The sequence below is a fragment of the Marichromatium sp. AB31 genome, from assembly GCF_003718685.1.
GTDB lineage: Bacteria > Pseudomonadota > Gammaproteobacteria > Chromatiales > Chromatiaceae > Marichromatium > Marichromatium gracile.
The window spans coordinates 40,098-60,879 of the sequence record NZ_RHFI01000002.1 but is presented as its reverse complement, the minus strand read 5'-3'; the positions used below and the strand labels follow the sequence as shown (position 1 = coordinate 60,879).

Genomic DNA, 20,782 nt, shown 5'->3' with positions numbered 1-20,782 from the left:
CTGGGGCGATCCGTGTCAGATCGAGTGAGGCGATGGTGATGTGTCCGATCCGTGTATTCGAGGGGCGTGGCCCGGAGATCGACCCAGGCGCCTGGGTCGACCCGAGTGCGGTGCTGATCGGTGCGGTGCGGCTTGCCGCCGCGGCCTCGGTGTGGCCGGGGTGCGTGGTGCGCGGCGATGTCGAGCGCATCGAGATCGGCGCCGCCAGCAACATCCAGGACGGCTGCGTGCTGCACGTCTCGCACGACGGGCCCTTCCGACCGGGCGGCGCGCCGCTGCTGATCGGTGAGCGGGTCACCGTCGGTCATCAGGCGCTGCTCCACGGTTGCGAGATCCGCGAGCGCTGTCTGATCGGCAGCGGCGCCCGGGTGCTCGACGGCGCCCTGATCCATCCCTACACCCTGCTCGGCGCCGGCGCCCTGGTCACCCCGGGGCAGGAACTCGCCGGCGGTCAGCTGTGGCTGGGCGCGCCGGCGCGTCCGGTGCGTCCGTTGAGCGAACGCGAGCGGGCGCAGATCGACTACTCGGCCGAACACTATGTCGCGCTCGCCGCGCGCCATCGCGCCGCCTTGGCGGAGATCGACGGATGAGCCGGCGAGCACGACGTCCGGCGGCCGCGTCGCACGATGCGAGCACGCAGGCGGCCCTGGTCGATGCCTTCCGCGGTGGCGATCTGCCACGTGCCGAGACCCTGGCTCGACGTCTCACCGCGACCCGTCCGGGCGCGGCCTTCGGCTGGAAGGCGCTCGGTTCGGTGTTGCTCGCCGAGGGCCGTCCACGCGCGGCGCTGGATGCGCTGGAGCGGGCGCTGGCGCTGGCCGGGGACGATCCCGAGTGTCGCAATACCCTGGGCCGCGCGCTGCTCGATCTGGGCGAGCCCGGGCGTGCCCTCGAGGTGCTCGAGCGCGCCCGGGCGCTGCGTCCGGCAGACCCCATGGTGCTCGGCAATCTCGGCGCCGCGCTGCAGACGCTGGGCCGGAGCGAGGCGGCGCTCGTGCCGCTGGCCCGCGCCGTGGCGCTGGCGCCCGATTCGGCGGCGGCGCTCAACAACCAGGCCGGTGCCTTGCTCGCGCTCGATCGCGCCGCTGCCGCGCGCCCCTTGCTGGAACGGGCGCTGGCGCTCGATCCCGGGCTGGTGCAGGCGCGCGCTAACTGGGTGCGCAGTGTCGAGATGCTGCGCCCCGACGCGCCGTCCCCGGCGTTGCGCGGCCTGTTGGTACGGGCGCTGGATGAGTGTTGGTGTATGCCGCAGCGGCTGCTCGTGCCCAGTTGTGCGCTGCTGCACGCCGAGCCGGTCATCGCCGCGGCGCTCGCGCGTGTCGCCGCGCACTGGCCGGGGGCGCCGACCCTGGCAGCGCTCGGCGGTGCTCCGGTGGTTGCGGCCCTGCTCGCCGACGCATTGCTGATGGCGTTGCTGCCACGGGTGATCCTCGGTGATGTCGGGCTCGAGCGGTTGCTGACCCTGTTGCGCCGGGCGTTGCTCGTCGAGGTTGAGCAGGGGCGACTCGACACCGACGGCTTGGCGCTGCTGGTGGCGATCGCGCAGCAGTGCGAGCTTGCCGAGTTCGTCCACGACCAGGACGCCGAGGAGACCGCGCGGGTCGCGACGCTGCGCGCTGAGCTCGCTGAGGCGCTGCGCTGGCGCGCGCCGATCGCCGCCGAGCGGGTGGCGGCGCTGGCCGCCTATCTGCCGCTCGGCTCCATCCCGTTCGCCGAGCGTCTGCTCGAGCGGGACTGGCCGGAGGGGCTGCAGCCCCTGCTCGAGCGCCAGCTCGTCGAGCCCCTGGCCGAGCGGCGTCAGCTCGAACACATCGAGCGCTGGGCGCTCACCGAGGACGTGGTGAGCCGGCGGGTGCGCGCGCAGTACGAGCGCAACCCCTATCCGCGCTGGCGGGTGAGCGAGCCGGTACTGACGCCGGCGCCCGACCTGCCGGCGTTGTTGCGCCAGCGTCTGCCCGGCGTCGAGCTGGAGGGCGTGACCTGTCCGGAGACGCCCGAGGTGCTGGTCGCCGGCTGCGGTACCGGCGAGCACGCGATCGCCACGGCGCGGCGGTTGCGCGGGGCGCGGGTGCTGGCGATCGACCTGTCGCTACGCAGTCTCTGCCATGCCCGCGCGCGCAGCGAGGCCCTCGGGGTCGCGGTGCGCTATGCCCAGGCCGATCTGCTGGCGCTCGCCGCGCTCGACGAGCGCTTCGACCTGATCGAGTCGGTGGGGGTGTTGCACCATCTCGACGATCCGCTCGCCGGTGTGCGGGTGCTCGTCGGGCGTCTGCGGCCCGGCGGGGTGATGCTGCTCGGGCTCTACAGCGAGCGGGCACGCGCGGCCGTGTATCGTGCGCGGGCGCTGGTGGATGCCGTCGGGATCGGTGACGACCCGGCGCGGATCCGTCGCGCCCGTCAGCGACTGATCGAGGCCGCCGACGAGGAGCGGGTGCTGCGTCCGCTGCTCGATTCGCCCGATTTCCACTCGATGAGCGGTTGTCGCGATCTGCTGTTCCACGTCCAGGAACACTGCTTCACGCCGTCTGGGCTTGCCGATCTGTTCAGTGATGCCGGACTGGAGCTGCTCGGGGTCGAGCTCGATCCGACCCGGCGCGCAGCCTATCGCACGCGTTTCCCGGAGGATCCGACGGTGGCCGATCTGGCGCGGCTCGATACCTTCGAGCGCGATCATCCGCTGACCTTCACGGCGATGTATCACTGCTGGGTCAGGCCGCGCGCCGGGGCGCGGCCGGGCTAGACGGAGGGGCGATCAGCTACCGCGCAGCTTGGGTGGACGGGGCGCGGGCTTTTGACTGATACGGTGCTCGAGCTGCTCGGGCGGAAGCGGCGGGGCGTAGAGTTCGCCCTGGGCGTGCGGACAGCCGATGGTGAGCAGCAGTTCGCGCTGACCCTCGGTACGTACGCCATCGGCGAGCAGGCCGATCTCGAACGACTGGGCGAGGGCGATGACCGCGTGTACCACGTCGAGATCCTCCTGGGCCTCGGGCAGGTTCTCGATGAAGCCGCGATGGATGCTCAGGGTGCCCACCGGCAGCCGGCGCAACAGCGAGGGGGCGAGCCAGCCGGCGCCGACGTCACGCAGCGTCAGGTGGACGCCGAGCTGGTGCAGGGCGGCGAACAGCTCGACGATCTGATCGCTGTGCTTGAGCAGCAGCCCCTCGGTGAACTCCAGCTCGAGTTGATCGCCGTCGAGTCCGTGGGTGTCGAGCGCGCGCGCGATGGTGCTGGCCAGATCGAGTCGCAGCAGCAGCGGCTCGGAGACGTTCAGCGCCAGTCGTCCGACCGGCAGCCCCCGGCTGCGCCAGTGCTGGAACTGCTCGCAGGCGCGGTTCAGCGTCCAGTGACCGAGCTCGACCAGGAAGCCGCCGTCATCGGTCAGTGGCAGGAAGCGCTCGGGCGCGACCAGACCGAGTTGTGGCTGGTTCCAGCGCGCCATCGCCTCGATGCCGCACCATCGACCCGACTCGACGTCGACGCGCGGTTGGTAATGGAGCTGGAAATCGCCGCGCTCGAGCCCCTCGCGCAGCTGGCCGATGAGCCGTTGGCGCTCCTCGGCGGCGGCATCGGTGTGGATCGCCAGACAGCGATAGGCGTTGCGTCCGCCCTGCTTGACCGCGCGCAGCGCCGACTCGGCCTTGGCGAGCAGCAGGTCGCGGTCGCGGCCGGTGCTGGGGTCGAAGGCGATGCCGATGCTGGCGGTGACGAAGACCTCGTGCTCGCGGATGTGAAAGGGCGCGGCGAGACAGTTCTGCAGTCGCTGGGCGATCGATTCGGCCTCACGGATCCCGGGGATCTCCTCGAAGATCAGGCCGAACTGGTTGGCGCTGAGTCGGGCGAGGGTGTCGGCCGGGCGGATCTCGCTGCGCAGGCGCAGCGCCACCGAGCGCAGCAGCTCGTCGCCGATCTGCGGACCGAGATGGGTGTTGATGTTGGCGAAGCGGTCGAGGTCGATGAGGAAGAGCGCGAGCGGGATCTGCTTGCGCTGGCGCAGCTCGATGGCGTGCTCCAGGCGGGAGTTGAACAGCAGCCGGTTGGGCAGCTTGGTGAGCTGGTCGTAGTGGGCCAGGTACTCGGCGCGGCGGGGGGTGTTGAGGGTGGCGCTGTGCTCGGCGAAGACGCCGACATAGTTGAGCAGGTTGCCGCGGGCGTCGACGATGCGGTGGATGGCCAGGCGCTGGAGATAGATCTCGCCGTCCTTGCGGCGGTTCCAGACCTCGCCGATCCAGGAGCCGTGCTTGAGCAGGTGACGCCACATGCCGACGAAGAAGCTGCGCGGGTGCCAGTGCGAGTTGAGCAGGCTGGGATTGCGACCGAGGACCTCGGCCTCGGTGTAGCCGGTGATGCGGCTGAAGGCGGCGTTGACGGCGACGATGCCGCCCTCGGGGTCGGTGATCAGCACGCCCTCGGAGGTCGCGGCATAGACCGCGGCCGACTGCAGCAGACGGCGTTCGGCCTCGCGCACCAGGGTGACGTCGCGGACATTGATCACCGCGCCGGCAAGCTGGTCGTCCTCGCCGCGGTGCGGACTGACCCGTATCTCGAGGTCGCGTGGTTCGCCGTCGGGGCCGGGGCGACGCAGGTCCTCGGCATGTTCCTTGGCGTGCGCGAGACAGCGCTCCAGTGCCTGCTGCAGCGCGGCACCGAGTGTCTGGTCGGAGATCACCCGGCCAAGTGGCTGGTCGATGACCGCGTCGTAGTCACGATCGAGCGCGTTGAGGAAGGCGCGGTTGACGGCGCGGATGTGGTGCTCGGGATCGACGAAGGCGAGCCGCTCGGATGAGGCCGAGAGGATCTCGCTGTAGTGCGAGAGCGCCTGCTCGGCGCGGTAGCGCTCGGTGATGTCCATGACCACGCCGCAGATACGGGCGTCGCTCTCGGTGGCGCGCGGGTCGATGTGGCCGGTGCCCTCGATCCAGCACTCGCTGCCATCGGGGCGCTGCAGCCTGAAGCGCACCTGGATCGGTGCTTGGGACTCTCCAGCCTGCTCGAGGGCCTGTTCGACGCGCGGACGGTCGTCGGGGTGGATGAGCCCGAGCGCGTCCTCGAGCATCAGCGTCTCGGTCGGGGGCAGCCCCCAGATGTCGTACCAGGTACGGGTGACGCGGACCTGACCGGTCGCCACCTCGAGCTGCCAGTTGGCGACCCGGGCGAAGGCTTGGGCCTCTTCGGTATGGGCTGGATACTGGTTTGCGAGTTCGCTCCAGGCGGTATCCATGACCATCACCAGCCATTGCGTCTCCTGGTCTTGGTAGGGCGATACCGTCAGCTGCGCCCTCAGCTGTCCGTTCTTGGTCGTCAGCAGGATATTCAGTCGCCGCGGCGATGCCTCGTGAGTGGCGATGTCGAACTGTGCGAGTAGCGCGGGGGAGGGGTTTGCCAGCAGGTCGCTGAAGCATGTGCCACGCAGGTCGGTGTTGGGCTTGCCGACCAGTTCGAGAAGCGGGCGATTGATTTCGGTGATGCGCAGTCCTTTGTCTAGGAGAAGCGCTCCTTGCGGGATGGCTGAGAGCAGAGACATAAAGGGATCGAGGGACGTTTTTTTTCGGTTCCGGGGAATGGTGTCGTTCCTGAATCGATCGGGGAGTTTGGCCGGTTCATATGATTTGGATGTCCGTTTTCCGGTCGGGGTTTACCAGCAGCCACTAACGCCGCCGCTACCGGATGCCCCCTTCTTCCCTGATTGGTCCAGGCTCAGTGTCGCGCACTTGGTGTCATGTGTGCTTTGTGCGCCGATGGGGATTGCTTCTATGGTGTAGGTGCTGCGGCTGAGGTCCTTGACTGAAATGGTGTACCTGGTATCCATGCTGTCGTCGCTGCTGCAGGACAGGTTTGGGACTGCGTCTGCATAAGACATTTTCTCGGTGTAATAACGCTCCATGAACTGAGCGTATTCGCCGATGCAGGACTTGGCTCGTCCACGATAGGTCTTGGTGACCTGGTCGATATAGGATGGATAAGCGATCGCTGCCAGTATTCCGATGATGGCAACGGTGATCATCAACTCGATCAGCGAGAAACCAGCGCTGTGATTCTTTCTCATGACCTAGTACTCCAGGATCTCTCGCCAGGAGGCGCGGTTGATCGAACTCTCCGGTGCACGGATCTGGATCGTCTCGGTGTCACTGTTGTCGAGAACGACCTGCATGAAGTTGGCGACGAAGGTCGGCTGGTTCGGAACGTGCGAGAATCCGACCCCGGATACCGGGATTGGCTCGCCGCTGACCTCGAGCGCGTCACTCTGGTCGAATTCTCCGTCTCGGTCAATGTCGAAGATCCCCTCGCTAAGCCTGGCTCCGGTGAAGGGGTCGATCGCCATGACGAAGCCGTTACCCGTGGGTTGGCAACTGTCACTCGAGTCGGGTATACGGGTGGTACCGAACAGGACCTCCCCTTGGAATTGGTTGGGCAGGGTCATGCGTTCACCCTCGCGACCATTGATCGGCGAGACGAGATCGATGTACCACCCGCTCTTGCCCTCGAGATCCTCGCTGTCACCGGCGGAAACGACCCTGACGGCCAGCTCGTCGACCAGCCCTTCGGCCTCGATCTGACGCGCGACGAGGTTGGAGCGGCTGGAGATGGTTTGACCTTCGTCGACCAGGCCGTACCAGCTTTGCACTTGCGTGTCGGTGATGTCGGTCTCGTTGAGATAACGGCCAGTGCCGAAGAAGACCCAGCGTAGGTCGCTGTCGGGATCGACGCCGACCAATGGCGCGACGGTGATGGGTTGGGAGGTGTTCGAGGCATCCGTTGCACTGAACAGTAACCTGCTCTGTGGGGTGTTGCTGGAGAGGTTCTCGAATCTCCACAGGTTGCCCTTTAGGTCGCCGGCATAGACAGTGTCGGTGAAGCCGTCACCGTTCGAGTCCCATGCATAGATCGCGGACAAGGCGTTGTCGGTTTCCGTCGTCGGCTCCACGCTTACCGCGCTGCCATCGGCCACGTCGATCATCAACAGTTGGGCCGTGCCGCTCTGGTTGTCCGGGCCGTTGCCGAGCAGAACGCGCCACTCGCCGTCGTCGACCTGAGCGACGATCGGCTTGCCGATGTTGCGACCGAGTCCGGGGATGTCCTGCTCATCCCTTTCCCAGAGCAGCGAAATGTTGGTCGGATCGGTGACATCCAGTGCGAATACCCCGGGGCCACCTCGCCCCAGGGTCCCGATCAGCACGCTCTTCCAGGCCCCGGAGGTATAGACGTCTGCCACCGTCAGCTCACCATCGACGAAGTAGCGATGGGCATAGTCGGGGTTGGCCAGGGATACGAGGCCCTTCGAGAAGACAGCGTTGGGGATGAATGCGTAGATCTCTTCTCCGGTGGCGGCGTCGAATGCGTGCAGCATGCCGTCGTTTGCGCCGACGTAGAGTGTTGCTGAACGACTCTGCTGGTTGCGACTGAAATTGGCATAGCTACTGGCGCCGAGGAAGGTTGCACCGACATAGAAGGACGGGTCGGGTGAGGACACATGGACCGGTGCTGAGTTGACGATGTCGCCGAGCAGGTGCTGGCGACTCCTCAGGGTTCCGCTCGGCGTTTCGTTCGAGGTGTCTCCACGGAGATAGTCGACGATCGAGCTCGATTGCAGGAGGGCTTGCTGAGCGCCGCTGAGATTATCCCAGGTGAAAGGTTCGGCGGTTTGCGAGTCCGGGCGGTTGAAGAAGATCTTGCGGGCATCCCAGGCAGGAAGGGCGTCGTTTGCGCTCCACTCCGGTGTTTCGCTGAGCACTCCGGTCTGGGTGTCCATGCTGAAGGCCTCGACATCTCCGTCCCAGGAACCGCTGACGAAGCTTGCCTGGTAGCTTCTGGTGTCGGTACTCAGCTCCGATGAGTTGGTCGCCAGTCCGCTCCCGGTTCCCACGGTCTCCTCGACGATGTTGCTGAATGCCTGGGTCAGGCTTTCGATCATCTTGTCGGCCTCGCTGGCGACATAGAAGTTGTCGGGGCGCTTGTCGCCTGTCGACAGGATGTCGCCGGTTGTGTGCCACCAGCTGTCGGGGAGTGGTTCGGTCTGCTCGTAGGTTCGGTAGTCGTTCGGTACGGAGAAGCCGCCGTACTTGGTGGCGAGCCAGTACTGGTTGCGCGCTCGGGATTCCAGTTTCTGTGCCTCGCGGACATCGACCCAGTAGGTCGACACGGTTTGCTTGTCGATAAGATCTGGACGGATATCGCGGGTATGGGCGTCATAGGCGAGCCCCACGATGTAGGCCGAGTTCTCGCGTCCGGTGAAGGGGGTGCTGATGGTGATGCCTTCGAGCAGTGCGACGCGCTGGGTTGCGGTTACGACGTCGATGCTGCTGTCACCGCTGACCTCGCTCGGTGTTGCTGGCTCGTCGCTGCTCCTGCTGTTTCCCGGGAGGTTCTTGTCCCTGTGGGTATTGGCGTCGCCGATACCGAGAATGACGCTCTTCTGGCAGTAGTGCTGGATGGGGTCCTGCCATGAGGTGATGACGGGGAAGCCATCGGCAAGCTGGTACTTCTGGTCGTCGGAGCCCGAGATGTCCGAGTATTCGGGGACATTTCCCTGATGCTTGAAGTAGCGTAGTGCGGCATAGAAGAGTTCGCTGACCGGGTCGATGCTCTTGTGGTTCGCACTGGTCATCTCGCCGAACTTGTTGAGATAGTTGATGACGCCGCTATCCTCGACACCAGCTGCGATGAGCGTCGAGGTGATATCCGATGGGGTTGGGTTTGGGGTCAGGACGCCGGTCGCCAGGTCCCATTCGGGGTTCGGGTTCTCGATGGTGAGCCCGGAGTCATCGATCATGTTCTCGCCGATGAAGCGCATCCCGGCCCTGAGTACTCCACCGTCCCGATATTTGTTCGAGTCGTTCAGATATCCGAAGACCGCATAGCGAATCCTGCTGGAGTACTCCTGAAGTAGCCCCTCTGGCTTGTAATGGCTGCCGTATCGCACGCAATTGTCTTCGAGGGAAACACTCGGGTCGCAGACCTTGACGCGGACATGAGCCTCGAAGGTGCTCGACTGGGAATCGGAAGACTTCAGCGGGTAGGGTATGTCGCTATCCGTTGTCGATACGGACAGGTTGTCGACATAATACGTGTGGCCGCCATGGATGACGATACGGTCGAAGCTGCTATAACTACTGTCGGTGATCCCGCTGATACTGCCGAGCTGCTGGTTTCTGTCGTCGTAGACCTCTAAGGAAATTTCGCCGTCATCATATGATGTAAGGACGAAGCGATACCATTCGTTTTCCGGTCTGTTCCAGCTCTGTCTAGAGCCAAGGGATGATGGGTTGCCATCGCTACGCTTCTCGATGCCAAATTGTGTGCTGGTGAATACGACGCCGTAGCCGTCGAAATCGGAGTCGCTGATGGAAAGACGGTCGGCATTTCCTCCGCCGCTGTTGGAAGGGCGATAAATCCAGCCGGTGAATATGAAATTTCTATCGACCGTCTGGGACATTGTCTTGTAGCCGCCGTTGGGGTCGTTCGAATCTGTCTTTCTTAGACTTCCTGTTATCGCGTCGACAGAGCGCGAACTGTCTCTTGAAACCTCTCCGTTGCGATATTGAATCCAGCCGGATGAGAAGTCAGAGTCGTCGAACACCTGTTGGCTCGTCTGTGTGTCACTAGTCGAGCTGAAATCGTTCGGCAAGGTGAAATACATCCTGTTGCCGAGGCCATTGATGCGAATGTTTATCCAGTCCGCCTCGAATGGGGTTGCGCCAGAGATAAGTGATGCATTACTTCCGGATTGAGGTGTTCTTCTCTCGGGATACACATTGGTGCCGCCTTGGCCGTCATGCCTCGCTTTTTGTAGCCAGGTTTCTTCGACAGTGTCGCGGTATCTGTATCCCCCCGAGAGTGCTGCGCGGAAGGGGTCAATGGTTTGGGTTGCTGCCCAGTTCATGAAGTTGCCACTCCATTCGCCATCCCCTGAGCATCTGCGATTATTCGTGGTGGATGAAGGGTAGAAGTGGCGCTCCTCCTCGGCTGAATCGATCCCTTCATAGCGATAGCATTTATTTGAATCGAAATAACCTGCGTAGGCGCGATCCTCGGTGTATGCGCCGAGATTGGCGACACTGTTGATCGTGGGCCATTCCACGGAAGGAACCAGCGCGAGATTACCGGGGACATTGGTTCCTACGGACAGAGGGATCTGTGAAACCATGTCTGCGCATGCAAGCTGTGAGATCAGGAGCGTGGCGAGTGTCAGCTTGATTCTGGCGGCCGATCTTCTGATGTGATTCTCGAGTTCAGTATGCATGGAGCTTGCCCCGCGAGTTCAGAGGTTCCTTTCGAAGATGCCGGAGAGGACGACGAGTGCGCGATCCTGTACCGCTGTCGGGCTTGCGCTTCGCGCGATGACGCGATAGTAAGCGACCTCGCCGCCGCTGCCGCTGCCGCCATACTGCATGTTGTTGGCACTGTTGCCGGAGTTGAGTGAGGTCGTACTGGGGGCTTTGCCGAGATAGTGGATCTGGTATTGTGGTGCACCGATGACCATGCCATCGTTGATTCGGTATTCGGTGTCGACGGTGATCCAGTTGGTGCCGTCGCTCTGGAAGGTTTCTGGTGGAACAGGGGAGCAGTTATTGGCACTGGTCGGAGAGCAGTCGATTCCACCGAGTGCGCTGATCTCCCAGTCCTCGGCGATCGCGCTCTGGGCTGCACGTAGCGCGGCCTCGCTCATCTGCATGGCGAGCGAGCGGTCGTAGGTGTTGGCGCTCATCTTCTCCTGGACCCTTGCCTGTTTGATTCCGGAGAGGCCGATCAGGGTGGCGACCATGAGCAGGATCATGGAGATGGCGAGCGCCGCGCCGCGCTGCGAGGATGGCGTGCCCGAAATCGGCTGCTTGATCGTGTTCATTGTGCGCGATTTCTCAATGAGACCAGATAGGTTTGCTGTCTGATGATCCGGCCATCCGTTGCGCTTGCGTCGACAGAGATGTTCTGTGCGGTACTGGCGAATGTCAGGGTGATCTCGACTGCGTTGACCTCATTCCAGTTCGTCGTCGTGTCGACGAACTGATCGCTGCCGGAGAGGCGGTAGCGCAACTGCATGTCGGTGACGCCGGGGATGATCTCGGTGGCGGATGATGTCGGGGTTCCTGAGCTTCCGACCTCAAGCATTGCGCGATACAGGCCTCGGCCGCCTTCAGTCGCTCGTCCATTGTTGCCGATATACCAGAAGGTGGCATTGAGCCTGGAGACAGAGGCGTTCTTTGGAAACTGGTGGTTCTTGGCCGCTGCCGGCTTGCATGCGTGGGGATGGTCAAGACCCGTGGTGCAGTTGCCGGGGGTCCCGCCCGTATCGCTGTAGCCGATGATCCCGGATGATTGGTTGTAGGTGTTCGCTTGGAAGAGTGTCGCGTGGTCGTTGTCGCAGACGATCAGGATCTCGCCAGCGTCGATGTCCGTGGATGCCGGGTCGATCGTGATCCGGGCATTGTCGACGTCGTGTGTGGAGACGGCAAAGCCGTTGTCGCGGATCGACTGCAACTGTAATGCATCGGTGCCATTGACGCGTCCGCCGTTGCTCGATGAAAAGTCGATCGCTGATGCGGCCTCGTCACCCTGATATCCCTGGATTGGACGCCATGTTGCCCACCACTCCGGGGAGGTGTTGAGTACGCTGGAAATCCGCTCGTTGCCACAGCCAGTACTGCCCGCCTGACGGATGTCCCGGCTCAACAGCTCGAAGGCCGTGCGTTGGTTCTCGATCGTCTCCGCGAGCGCCTCGATCGTTCGTTGACTCTGACGGTTGGCGATGAGCGCGCTGATCGTGCCGCCGGTGACCACCAGGCCGAGCAGCATGGCGATCATGAGTTCGACCAGGGTGAAGCCCTTGCTCGATCGGAGTGGAGTAAGCGGCTCTTTCACAGTAATAACTCGATGGTGAATTGCTGCTGATCGCTGCCGGACGTGCCGCGAGAGTCATCCCATTGCACAATGATGGTACAACTGTTGCCGGTGCACGAGACGCTGCCAGTTGCATCTTCCCCGAGCGTCGAGTAAATCTGGTCACGCCAATTCGCCAATGTGACCTCCGGGAAAGACGTGCCTGTCGGTTTGTCCTCGGTAAGACCGATGTCGAAATCACCAGCGGCGGCGCGGGCCGGGATCGCACGCATTGCCTCGGAAATCGAGTAAGCGTGAACGATGGCTGCGTTTCTGTTGATCGCGCTCTGATTGTTCATCAGTGCGCGCATCTGCAGTCCGGAGATGCCGAGCAGTCCGATCGAGAGGATGACGACGGCGACGAGCACCTCGATCAGAGTTGCCCCGGAGGACGATCTTTTTAAATTGATAGGCGACAGTTTGTTCATGACTAAGTCTTCGCCAGTGGTTTCAGCAATCGTCCTTATTCGTTTCGCTGCAGGTCCTGATCCTGCCGCTGGCACTGATGATGAGGTGGCGTGCCTTGTCTTGCAGGTTGACGCTGAAGGTGCCGCTGGATAGGCCGCTGCTGCCCTGGGAAAAACCGGAGGGGAGATAGCTGATGAAGTCCTTGAAGGAGTTCCCAGTGGTGATGGTGACGGCTGGGATGTTTTGTTCGTGTACGATGATGGTCTGATCGTTGCCGTCGATCTGACCTCTCGTGCCTCGGTCGGAGAAGATGATCCAGCCGCTTTCCCAGCCGGAGTCGCCGGTAGCGCAAGCGGGTGAGCTGCTCGATGTGGTGGTCGATTTGCAAACGGTGACGCGTGTGCCGCGCTTGATCGCCTCGGAACGCGCGACATGGAGCGCCTCCAGGAGGTCGTTGTTGATCACTGCGATACGGTTGGTTGCAATGATCTCGCGGAAGCTGGGTATCGCGACGCTGAGGATGATGGTGAGAATGCTGATGGTCACGATCAGCTCCAGCAAGGTGACACCTTGTTGACGGCTGGTGTCTCGAGGTGGTGGGAGTGCTTTCATAAGCCCTGGGCTGACCGCTGTCGGTTCGATCGTTGGCGACTGACCACGACACTAGTCTAGTGCAAGGGTCGTGGTGCCGATCGGGCATGCTCCACAGTTGAAGCCTAAACCCCAGGAAGGGTAGGGGTTCTGGGGGTACGATGAACCCCTTATACTGGCCGTCCATTCGATAACACTTATGTACGCGGAGACGAGGACGAGTCATGCATAACAACCGCACCACCATCACCCAGTACATCATCGAGGAGCAGCGTCACGTCGCCGGGGCCACGGGCGATTTCAGCGGGCTGCTCAACGATGTGGTCACCGCCTGCAAGGTGATCAGCAACATGGTCAACCACGGCGCCCTGGTCGGTGTGCTGGGCAGCGCCGGGCAGGAGAACGTGCAGGGCGAGACGCAGAAGAAGCTCGACGTGCTCTCCAACGACGTCTTCCTCAAGTCGAACGAGTGGGCCGGTCACCTCGCGGCGATGGCCTCGGAGGAGATGGAGGCGATCTACCCGATCCCGGCACGCTATCCGCGTGGCAAGTATCTGCTGACCTTCGACCCGCTCGACGGCTCCTCGAACATCGACGTCAACGTCTCGGTCGGTACCATCTTCTCGATCCTGCGTCGCCCGGACGACACCGCCGAACCGACCGAGCAGGACTTCCTCCAGCCCGGCACCGAGCAGGTCGCCGCCGGTTACGCGCTCTACGGCCCGTCGACGATGATGGTGTTGACCACCGGCAACGGCGTCAACGGCTTCACCCTCGACCAGAACATCGGCGAGTTCATCCTCACCCACCCGGGGATGATGATCCCCGCCGATACCCGCGAGTTCGCCATCAACGCATCCAACATGCGCTTCTGGGAGCCGCCGGTGCGGCGCTATGTCGACGAGTGCCTGGCCGGGCGCGAGGGTGAGCGCGGCGAGGACTTCAACATGCGCTGGATCGCCTCGATGGTCGCCGAGGTGCACCGCATCCTCACCCGTGGCGGGGTGTTCATGTACCCGATGGACGAGAAGATCCGCGCCAAGGGGCAGGGCGGCAAGCTGCGTCTGCTCTACGAGGCCAACCCGATGTCGTTCATCGTCGAGCAGGCCGGCGGCGCGGCGATCACCGGGCGCGAACGGATCATGTCGCTACAGCCCGAGGCGCTGCACCAGCGCGTGCCGGTGATCCTCGGCTCGCGCAACGAGATCGAGCGTATCCAGGGCTACCATCGCGAGAGCTGATAGCTGACGACGGCCCTCGCCCGATCGGGCGGGGGCCGTCGTCGTTCAGGGTCGCAGATAGACATAGCCGCGCGACTGCAGCTCGGCGATCCGGGTCACCCCGCCCTGTTCGACGATGCTGAAGCCGGGCACCAGGTCCTCCAGCGCATAGCCGTAGCCCTTGAGGGTGTTGCCGCAGATCTCCAGGGCGACGCCCTGCGCGCGCAGCCTCTCGGTGGCGTCGCGGATGCGGTCGGTGGTCTCGATCTGGTCGAGCGCGCGGATCGCCGGGCCGTGGGCGACCAGCACCACGTTGAGCCGCTCGGGCCCGCCGGCGCCGTCGATGTGGTTCTGGATGTTGTTGAGCACGAAGGCGACCTTGGCGGTCTCGGAGACGTGATAAACGACGTCGAGCGGGGGTTGCTCGGCGAGTGCGGCGGGGGCGATGAGCGCGGACAGCAGCGCGAGGGTGGCGCGGGCGTGCATGGTTGGCTCCTCCCGGTGCGGGGTGTCGGTTGTGCACCGGGAGGGGCGGACCCTGGGGTCCGCCGGCAGGGGTCACAGTGTCTGCGAGGCGAAGTCGGCCAGACGCGAGCGCTCGCCGCGCATCAGGGTGATGTGCCCGCCGTGCTCCCAGTGCTTGAAGCGGTCCACCACATAGGTCAGGCCCGAGGTGGTCTCGGTCAAGTAGGGGGTGTCGATCTGACCGATGTTGCCGAGACAGACCACCTTGGTGCCGGGGCCGGCGCGGGTGATCAGGGTCTTCATCTGCTTGGCGGTGAGGTTCTGCGCCTCGTCGAGGATGATGTACTTGTCGAGGAAGGTGCGCCCGCGCATGAAGTTCAGCGAGCTGATGCGGATGCGGTTGCGCAGCAGGTCGTTGGTCGCCTCGCGCCCCCAGTCGCCGCCGCCCTCGGGGCGGGTGAGCACCTCCAGGTTGTCCATCAGCGCGCCCATCCAGGGCGTCATCTTCTCCTCCTCGGTGCCGGGCAGGAAGCCGATGTCCTCGCCCACCGGGACCGTCACCCGGGTCATGATGATCTCGCGATAGCGGTTCTGGTCGAGCACCTGCGCCAGCCCGGCGGCGAGCGCCAGCAGCGTCTTGCCGGTGCCGGCGGTGCCGAGCAGGGTGACGAAGTCGAGCTCGGGATCCATCAGCATGTTGAGCGCGAAGTTCTGCTCGCGGTTGCGTGCGGTGATGCCCCAGACGTTGTGACGCGTCACCCGATGGTCCTCGACCAGCTCGATCACCGCCTCGGTCTCGGCGGGTTTGTCGCGCACGATCGCCTCGAAGCCGTCGTCCTGATCGAGCGAGAGACACTGCGCCGGGTACCAGTCGGCGATGTCGGGGCCGGAGACGCGGTAGAAGGTGTGGCCATCCTCCTGCCAGGCGTCGACCGCCTTCTGGTGTCGCTCCCAGAAGTCGGCGGGCAGCTCGTCGTGACCGCTGTAGAGCAGCTCGGCGTCGTCGAGCACGCGGTCGTTGCTGTAGTCCTCGGCGACGATGCCGAGGACCGCCGCCTTGATACGCAGGTTGATGTCCTTGGAGACCACGATCACCTGGCGGTCCGGGCGCTCGCGGCTGAGCACCTGGGCGATGCCGAGGATCTGGTTGTCGGCGACGGTGCCGGGGAGCGCCTCGGGCAGGTCGAGTTTGAAGGCCGTGGTCTGGAAATAGAGCCGGCCACTGGCCGCCTCGAGCCCGCCGCCGTTGCCGGCGAGCGGGCCGAGCGCTAGTCCGGCGTCGATCTCGGCCTTGTCCGCCCCGCCCATCAGCTGGTCGAGGAAGCGGCTGACCTGGCGCACGTTGCGCGCGACCTCGGACATGCCCTTCTTGCCGCGGTCGAGTTCCTCGAGCACCACCATCGGCAGGAAGAGATCGTGCTCCTGGAAGCGGAACAGTGCGCTCGGGTCGTGCATCAACACGTTGGTATCGAGGACGAACAGACAGGTAGTGTCGTTTTCGCGTTTGATCATGACGGTCTGCAGGGAGCGGTTGGGGCGTGGCCTGGCGCGCAGGGTTGCGTCGGTCGCGCCGTTGCGGACGCCCGCGCGCCGGGCCTCGGGGGGCGGGCGCGACCGGTCGGGGTCGTACCCGGCGGTACCCTGGAGGTCCGTCCGGCGGGGTGAGGATGGGGGGAGGCGAGGGGCCTGCGGCGGGCGTGGCGGGACATGATGCGATGGCGCGCCCTCTCCGCCTGCTACTGGGCCAGGCCCCTGGCCGCTTCAAGCACCTCGTCGACGTGCCCCTTGACCTTCACCTTGCGCCACTCCCGCACCAGGGTGCCGGTGGCGTCGATGAGGAAGGTGCTGCGTTCGATACCGAGGCTCTCGCGACCATAGAGCGTCTTGAGCTTGATCACGTCGAAGGCGCGGCAGAGCTGCTCGTCGGTGTCGGCGATCAGCTCGAAGGGGAAGGATTGCTTGGTCTTGAAGTTCTGCTGCGCGCGCAGCCCGTCGCGCGAGACGCCGAGGATGAGGGTGTCGGCGGCGCCGAAGTCGGCGTGGGCGGCGGCGAAGTCCAGCCCCTCCTGGGTGCAGCCCGGGGTACTTGCCCTGGGGTAGAAGTAGAGCACCAGGTTGCGGCCACGATAGTCGGTCAGCCGGATCCGCTGGTCGCCGGTGGCGGTCAGCTCGAGGTCGGGGACCGGGTCACCGATGGCAATGCTCATGCGTCTTGCTCCCTGTAGCGATGGCTCATCCGCCGATGTGCGGTCGCCGTCGCCGGATTGGAAGCGGGCATCGCCGTCGACTCAGCTCTTGAGCGGCTCGAGCACCGCGTCGAGGTTGAGTCCGTCGCAGTAGTCCATGAACTCGTCGCGCAGTCCGGCGATATGGATGTCGGCGGGGATGCCCACGGCGATATGCACCGAGAACATCGGGGTGCCGGTATGGGCCGCGGCATAGGTGCTGGTGGCCATGTCCTCGATGTTGATCCGGCGCTCGGCGAAGAAGGCGGCGAGGTTGTTGACGATCCCCGGATGATCCATCGACACCACGTCGACCGCATAGGGCAGCAGGTTGGCCCCGGCGTTACGCTGGCCAGTGCGCTTGGAGACGATGGTCATGCCGAGCTGGCGCTCGAGCTCGGGCAGCGCGTTCTCGATCTTGGCGAGGGTGTTCCATTTTCCTTCGACCAGCAGCATGGCGGCGAACTCGCCACCCAGGACGCTCATCCGGCTGTCCTCGATATTGCAGCCGTGCTCGAGCACGGTCCGGGAGATCTGATCGACGATACCGGGGTGGTCTTCGCCGAGCGCCGAGATCACGAGGTAGGTCTTCTGCCTGGTCATGTCCTTGCCGAAGGTGGAGGGTTGAGGAGACAACGCTGAGTGTAGCATGGCGTGTCTGCGCACCCCTATCGGCGGCTTTCGGCCGCCAGCTAACAGCCGCCAGCTACCAGCCGCCAGCTATCAGCGATCAGCCGCAGTGAGGCAGGGTCGGCTACTTTGGCTGGCGGCTGGCGGCTGGCGGCTGGCGGCTGATGGCTCGAATCCCCCTCACCCCGGCTCGGCCCACATCCGCAGCAGGTTGACATAGCTGCGGTCGACCCGCTGGGCGGCGGGGTCGTCGGGGGCGCGCTCGAGCAGGGTCTCGCGGGCCTGGCCGAGTTCGTAGAGCAGCTCGCGGCGGGCCGGGTCGCGCACCAGGCTCTGGATCCAGGTCACCGCCACCAGCCGCTCGCCCCGGGTCACCGGGGCGACCTGGTGGAGGCTGGAGGCGGGGTAGAGCACCGCGTCGCCGGCCTCGCCCCGCACCCGCTGCTCGCCGAAGCTGGTCCGGATCACCAGTTCGCCGCCGTCGTAGTCGTCCGCCGGGCTGAGCCACAGGGTCAGCGCCAGGTCGCTGCGCATCCGTCCCCCGGCCCCACCCATGATCGGCTCGTCGACGTGCTCGCCGTAGTGCATCCCCGGGCGGTAGCGGGCGAAGATCGGGTCGGCGACCCGCTCGGGCAGGGCGGCGGCGCGGAACACCGGGTGATGGCCGAGCGCCGACATGATGATGCGCGCGAGTCGCTGCATCCGCTCGGGGTCGGGTTGCAGCTCCTGGTTGTGCTTGACCCGTGCCGCGCTGCGCCCGGCGCTGCGGGTGCCCGCGACCGCCGGCAGTTCGGCCAGCGTGGCGTGGACCTTGTCGAGTTGAGCCGGGCCGAGTAGCTGGGGGATGATCTGCAACATGGGATCTCCTTGGTCGGGATCTCGGTGATGGTCGCCCCGCGCCCGGGGCGATCGGATTGGTCGAGACACGAGGGAGGCGGCGACATGATCCTGCAGGTCAGCATCGATGACCGGACCCATCGACTCGAGGTGCCCGAGGCGCTGCTCGAACAGGCGGCGGCGTTCTTCGCCCAACTCGATCGCGACATGGACCGTGGCTGGCAGCTCGGACGCACCTGGGTCGAGCACCCGGATCGCGAGCAGCGCTGCCGGATCGTCGCCGACAAGCTGCTCACCGCGATCGAGGACGGCAACACCCGGCTCGGGCTGCTGATGGCCGGCTATCTGCTCGATCGCCTGCCCGAACTCGAATCCGTGGCGCTCGCCGTCGATGGCGAGATCCACGACCATCGTTTCAATCTCGTCGTCGCGCCTGATGCCGCGCCCGTCGTCGATGTCGAGATCGCCACCCCGGCGCTCGGGCTCGACAAGCTCGCGGCGCTGGCACGCGCCGGCGAGGAGGTCACGGCGGTGTTCAAGGTCGGTCGCGGCTATCGCTTCTCGGTGTTCGACCACGCCAGCGGCGCCTGGCGCGACGGTCCGCTGTGCGGCGCCGAGGCGGAGGCGGCGCGGCTGCGCGAGGCGGCCTTCAAGGCACGCTATGAGGCGCTGCAGCGGGGGCGCGCCGACTGAGCGCGAGGCGGGCATGGAGGCGTTGACGCAACTCGACTGGCAGGGCTGGTTCAGTCTGGCGATGGTGGCCTGCTGCTTCGTGTTGTTCGCCTTCACCCGGGTCGCCCCCGACATCGTCACCAGTGGCGCGCTGACCCTGCTGCTGGTCAGCGGGGTGCTCACCGCCGAGGAGGCCCTGGCCGGTTTCGCCAACCCCGGCATGCTCACCGTCGGGGTGCTCTACGTGGTGGTCAGCGGGCTGGCCGAGACCGGCGCCATCGGCTGGCTCGGCCCGCGCCTGCTCGGCCGCCCGCGCGGACCGCGCGCGGCGCGGGTGCGGCTGATGGCGCCGGTGGCAGCGCTCAGTGCGCTGCTCAACAACACCCCGGTGGTGGCGATCTTCATCCCCGCGGTGCAGGACTGGGCCAGACGTCATCGTCTGGAGCTGTCGCGGTTGCTGATCCCGCTGTCCTATGCCGGGATCGTCGGTGGGACCTGCACCCTGATCGGCACCAGTACCAATCTGGTGGTCAACGGGCTCTATATCGAGCACCAGGGCGGCGCCGGGCTGGGGTTGTTCGAGCCGTTGTGGATCGGTCTGCCGGTGACCCTGGTCACCCTCGGCTTCCTGCTGCTCGCCGGCGACTGGCTGCTGCCGCGCCGCCAGCCCCCGGCGGCCGGCTACGGCGACCTGCGCGAGTACGTCGCCGAGATGCTGGTCGAGCCGGGCAGTGCGCTGGTCGGGCGCTCGATCGAGGCCGCCGGGCTGCGTCAGCTCCCGGGGCTGTTCCTGGTCGAGATCGAGCGCGGCGCCCAGGTGTTGCCCGCCGTCTCCCCGCAGGCGGTGCTCCAGGCCGGCGATCGGCTGGTGTTCGTCGGGGTGATCGACTCGATGATGGAGCTGCAGCGCACCCGCGGGCTGATCCCCGCCACCGACCAGGTGTTCAAGCTCGACCTGCCACGCCCCGGGCGCTGCTTCGTCGAGGCGGTACTCTCCGACAAGTCGCCGCTGATCGGACTGAGCGTGCGCGACGGGCGCTTTCGCAACCGCTACGACGCGGTGATCATCGCGCTCTCGCGCAACGGCCGACGGGTGCGCGGCAAGATCGGCGACATCGTCCTCGCCCCCGGCGACACCCTGCTGCTGGAAACGCGTCCGGACTTCGTCGAGCGCCAACGCAACGTCCGCGACTTCCTGTTGGTGAGCCAGATCGGCGACTCGCACCCGCTCGAGCACGGTCGCGCCCCACTGGCCATCGCCATCGTGCTGGCGATGGTGGTGGTGGTCGCGTTCGGCTGGCTGAGCATGCTCGAGGCGGCGCTGCTGGCCGCCGGCAGCATGATCCTCACCGGCTGCACCAGCGGGCGCATCGCCCGGCGCGCGCCCGACTGGCAGGTGCTGGTGGTGATCGCCACCTCCTTCGGCATCGGCGCGGCGCTGGAGAAGACCGGCGCCGCGGCGCTGCTCGCCGGCGGTCTGATCGGGCTCGCCGACGGCCAGCCGTGGTCGGCGCTGGGTCTGGTGTTCGTCGCCACCGCGCTGCTCACCTCGCTGGCCACCAACAACGTCGCCGCGGTGCTGGTGTTCCCGATCGCGGTCGAGACCGCGCGCACCATGGGGGTGGCGCTCGAGCCCTTCGTGCTGACGCTGATGATCGCCGCCTCGGCGAGCTTCGCCACCCCGATCGGCTATCAGACCAACCTGATGGTGTTCAACGTCGGCGGCTACCGCTTCGGCGACTTCGTCCGCGCCGGGGTGCCGCTGACCCTGCTGGTGGGCGTGGTGACCGTCGCGCTGACGCCGTTGGTGTGGCCCTTCCGGCCCTGAGTTAAGCTCGGGGCATCGTCCCGTCACTGGCCCGG

The 20,782-nt window shown here is 65.4% G+C and carries 17 protein-coding genes; 5 read left to right on the top strand and 12 right to left on the bottom strand.

The features are described 5' to 3' along the window. The first annotated feature begins 38 nt into the window (after nt 1-38). Both EBL84_RS02570 and EBL84_RS02565 read left to right on the top strand, forming a co-directional pair. Nucleotides 39-590: a gamma carbonic anhydrase family protein gene (locus tag EBL84_RS02570; RefSeq protein ID WP_190287873.1), complete on the top strand. Its 552-nt coding sequence runs from the start codon at nt 39-41 to the stop codon at nt 588-590. Next, nucleotides 587-2,740: a methyltransferase domain-containing protein gene (locus EBL84_RS02565; protein WP_123139392.1), complete on the top strand. Its 2,154-nt coding sequence runs from the start codon at nt 587-589 to the stop codon at nt 2,738-2,740. The genes EBL84_RS02570 and EBL84_RS02565 overlap by 4 nt, the downstream gene beginning before the upstream one ends. Before the next feature lie 12 nt (nt 2,741-2,752). Here the strand turns inward: EBL84_RS02565 and EBL84_RS02560 are convergent, their stop codons facing one another. The 7 genes from EBL84_RS02560 to EBL84_RS02530 form a co-directional block, all read right to left on the bottom strand. Continuing rightward, entirely contained in the window at nt 2,753-5,521 is a 2,769-nt protein-coding gene (locus EBL84_RS02560; protein WP_123139391.1) for an EAL domain-containing protein, read from the bottom strand. Nucleotides 5,522-5,632: 111 nt separating this feature from the next. Further along, nucleotides 5,633-6,043, bottom strand: a complete 411-nt coding sequence (locus EBL84_RS02555; protein ID WP_123139390.1) for a type IV pilin protein — start codon at nt 6,041-6,043, stop codon at nt 5,633-5,635. 3 nt (nt 6,044-6,046) lie between these two features. Beyond that, the gene (locus EBL84_RS02550; RefSeq protein WP_148040256.1) at nt 6,047-10,237 is read right to left on the bottom strand and encodes a pilus assembly protein; all 4,191 of its coding nucleotides are present in this window, start codon (nt 10,235-10,237) and stop codon (nt 6,047-6,049) included. 18 nt (nt 10,238-10,255) lie between these two features. Continuing rightward, nucleotides 10,256-10,840, bottom strand: coding sequence for a PilX N-terminal domain-containing pilus assembly protein (locus tag EBL84_RS02545; protein ID WP_123139388.1), 585 nt, complete (start codon nt 10,838-10,840; stop codon nt 10,256-10,258). Beyond that, nucleotides 10,837-11,853 carry a prepilin-type N-terminal cleavage/methylation domain-containing protein gene (locus EBL84_RS02540; RefSeq protein ID WP_190287865.1) on the bottom strand — a complete coding sequence of 339 codons (1,017 nt, stop codon included), beginning with the start codon at nt 11,851-11,853 and terminating at the stop codon, nt 10,837-10,839. Before EBL84_RS02540 ends, EBL84_RS02545 begins: the two co-directional genes overlap by 4 nt. Then, nucleotides 11,850-12,299 carry a prepilin-type N-terminal cleavage/methylation domain-containing protein gene (locus EBL84_RS02535; RefSeq protein WP_123139386.1) on the bottom strand — a complete coding sequence of 150 codons (450 nt, stop codon included), beginning with the start codon at nt 12,297-12,299 and terminating at the stop codon, nt 11,850-11,852. The genes EBL84_RS02540 and EBL84_RS02535 overlap by 4 nt, the downstream gene beginning before the upstream one ends. Nucleotides 12,300-12,321: 22 nt before the next feature. Continuing rightward, on the bottom strand, nt 12,322-12,891 hold the full coding sequence (locus tag EBL84_RS02530) for a GspH/FimT family pseudopilin (protein WP_123139596.1): 570 nt from the start codon (nt 12,889-12,891) through the stop codon (nt 12,322-12,324). Between the two features lie 203 nt (nt 12,892-13,094). Here EBL84_RS02530 and EBL84_RS02525 point away from each other — a divergent pair, with 203 nt between their 5' ends. After that, nucleotides 13,095-14,111 carry a class 1 fructose-bisphosphatase gene (locus EBL84_RS02525; RefSeq protein WP_123139385.1) on the top strand — a complete coding sequence of 339 codons (1,017 nt, stop codon included), beginning with the start codon at nt 13,095-13,097 and terminating at the stop codon, nt 14,109-14,111. Nucleotides 14,112-14,156: 45 nt separating this feature from the next. On the opposite strand, the gene EBL84_RS02520 is transcribed toward EBL84_RS02525, so the two are convergent. From EBL84_RS02520 to EBL84_RS02500, 5 genes are all read right to left on the bottom strand, one after another. Then, nucleotides 14,157-14,576 (bottom strand): DsrE family protein, encoded by a 420-nt coding sequence (locus EBL84_RS02520; protein WP_123139384.1) that lies wholly within the window; start codon nt 14,574-14,576, stop codon nt 14,157-14,159. 72 nt (nt 14,577-14,648) lie between these two features. After that, complete coding sequence (locus EBL84_RS02515; protein ID WP_123139383.1) at nt 14,649-16,067, bottom strand: PhoH family protein; 1,419 nt, start codon at nt 16,065-16,067, stop codon at nt 14,649-14,651. A 224-nt stretch (nt 16,068-16,291) separates the two neighbouring features. After that, nucleotides 16,292-16,762 (bottom strand): peroxiredoxin, encoded by a 471-nt coding sequence (locus EBL84_RS02510; protein ID WP_123139382.1) that lies wholly within the window; start codon nt 16,760-16,762, stop codon nt 16,292-16,294. Between the two features lie 81 nt (nt 16,763-16,843). After that, complete coding sequence (locus EBL84_RS02505; protein WP_005222440.1) at nt 16,844-17,383, bottom strand: glycine cleavage system protein R; 540 nt, start codon at nt 17,381-17,383, stop codon at nt 16,844-16,846. Between the two features lie 207 nt (nt 17,384-17,590). Next, nucleotides 17,591-18,268 (bottom strand): Fe2+-dependent dioxygenase, encoded by a 678-nt coding sequence (locus EBL84_RS02500; protein WP_123139381.1) that lies wholly within the window; start codon nt 18,266-18,268, stop codon nt 17,591-17,593. Between the two features lie 84 nt (nt 18,269-18,352). On the opposite strand from EBL84_RS02500, the gene EBL84_RS02495 reads away from it, so the two are divergent. Beyond that, nucleotides 18,353-18,940, top strand: coding sequence for a hypothetical protein (locus EBL84_RS02495; protein ID WP_123139380.1), 588 nt, complete (start codon nt 18,353-18,355; stop codon nt 18,938-18,940). 13 nt (nt 18,941-18,953) lie between these two features. Beyond that, on the top strand, nt 18,954-20,747 hold the full coding sequence (locus tag EBL84_RS02490) for an SLC13 family permease (RefSeq protein ID WP_123139379.1): 1,794 nt from the start codon (nt 18,954-18,956) through the stop codon (nt 20,745-20,747). Nucleotides 20,748-20,782 lie beyond the last annotated feature (35 nt).

Coding starts and splice junctions, on each gene's coding strand:
- EBL84_RS02565 (WP_123139392.1), top strand. CDS start 587: ATGAGCCGGCGAGCACGACGTCCGGCGGCCGCGTCGCACGATGCGAGC.
- EBL84_RS02535 (WP_123139386.1), bottom strand. CDS start 12,299: ATGAACAAACTGTCGCCTATCAATTTAAAAAGATCGTCCTCCGGGGCA.
- EBL84_RS02495 (WP_123139380.1), top strand. CDS start 18,353: ATGATCCTGCAGGTCAGCATCGATGACCGGACCCATCGACTCGAGGTG.
- EBL84_RS02545 (WP_123139388.1), bottom strand. CDS start 10,840: ATGAACACGATCAAGCAGCCGATTTCGGGCACGCCATCCTCGCAGCGC.
- EBL84_RS02490 (WP_123139379.1), top strand. CDS start 18,954: ATGGAGGCGTTGACGCAACTCGACTGGCAGGGCTGGTTCAGTCTGGCG.
- EBL84_RS02520 (WP_123139384.1), bottom strand. CDS start 14,576: ATGCACGCCCGCGCCACCCTCGCGCTGCTGTCCGCGCTCATCGCCCCC.
- EBL84_RS02515 (WP_123139383.1), bottom strand. CDS start 16,067: ATGATCAAACGCGAAAACGACACTACCTGTCTGTTCGTCCTCGATACC.
- EBL84_RS02560 (WP_123139391.1), bottom strand. CDS start 5,521: ATGTCTCTGCTCTCAGCCATCCCGCAAGGAGCGCTTCTCCTAGACAAA.
- EBL84_RS02525 (WP_123139385.1), top strand. CDS start 13,095: ATGCATAACAACCGCACCACCATCACCCAGTACATCATCGAGGAGCAG.
- EBL84_RS02505 (WP_005222440.1), bottom strand. CDS start 17,383: ATGACCAGGCAGAAGACCTACCTCGTGATCTCGGCGCTCGGCGAAGAC.
- EBL84_RS02500 (WP_123139381.1), bottom strand. CDS start 18,268: ATGTTGCAGATCATCCCCCAGCTACTCGGCCCGGCTCAACTCGACAAG.
- EBL84_RS02530 (WP_123139596.1), bottom strand. CDS start 12,891: ATGAAAGCACTCCCACCACCTCGAGACACCAGCCGTCAACAAGGTGTC.
- EBL84_RS02550 (WP_148040256.1), bottom strand. CDS start 10,237: ATGCATACTGAACTCGAGAATCACATCAGAAGATCGGCCGCCAGAATC.
- EBL84_RS02555 (WP_123139390.1), bottom strand. CDS start 6,043: ATGAGAAAGAATCACAGCGCTGGTTTCTCGCTGATCGAGTTGATGATC.
- EBL84_RS02510 (WP_123139382.1), bottom strand. CDS start 16,762: ATGAGCATTGCCATCGGTGACCCGGTCCCCGACCTCGAGCTGACCGCC.
- EBL84_RS02570 (WP_190287873.1), top strand. CDS start 39: ATGTGTCCGATCCGTGTATTCGAGGGGCGTGGCCCGGAGATCGACCCA.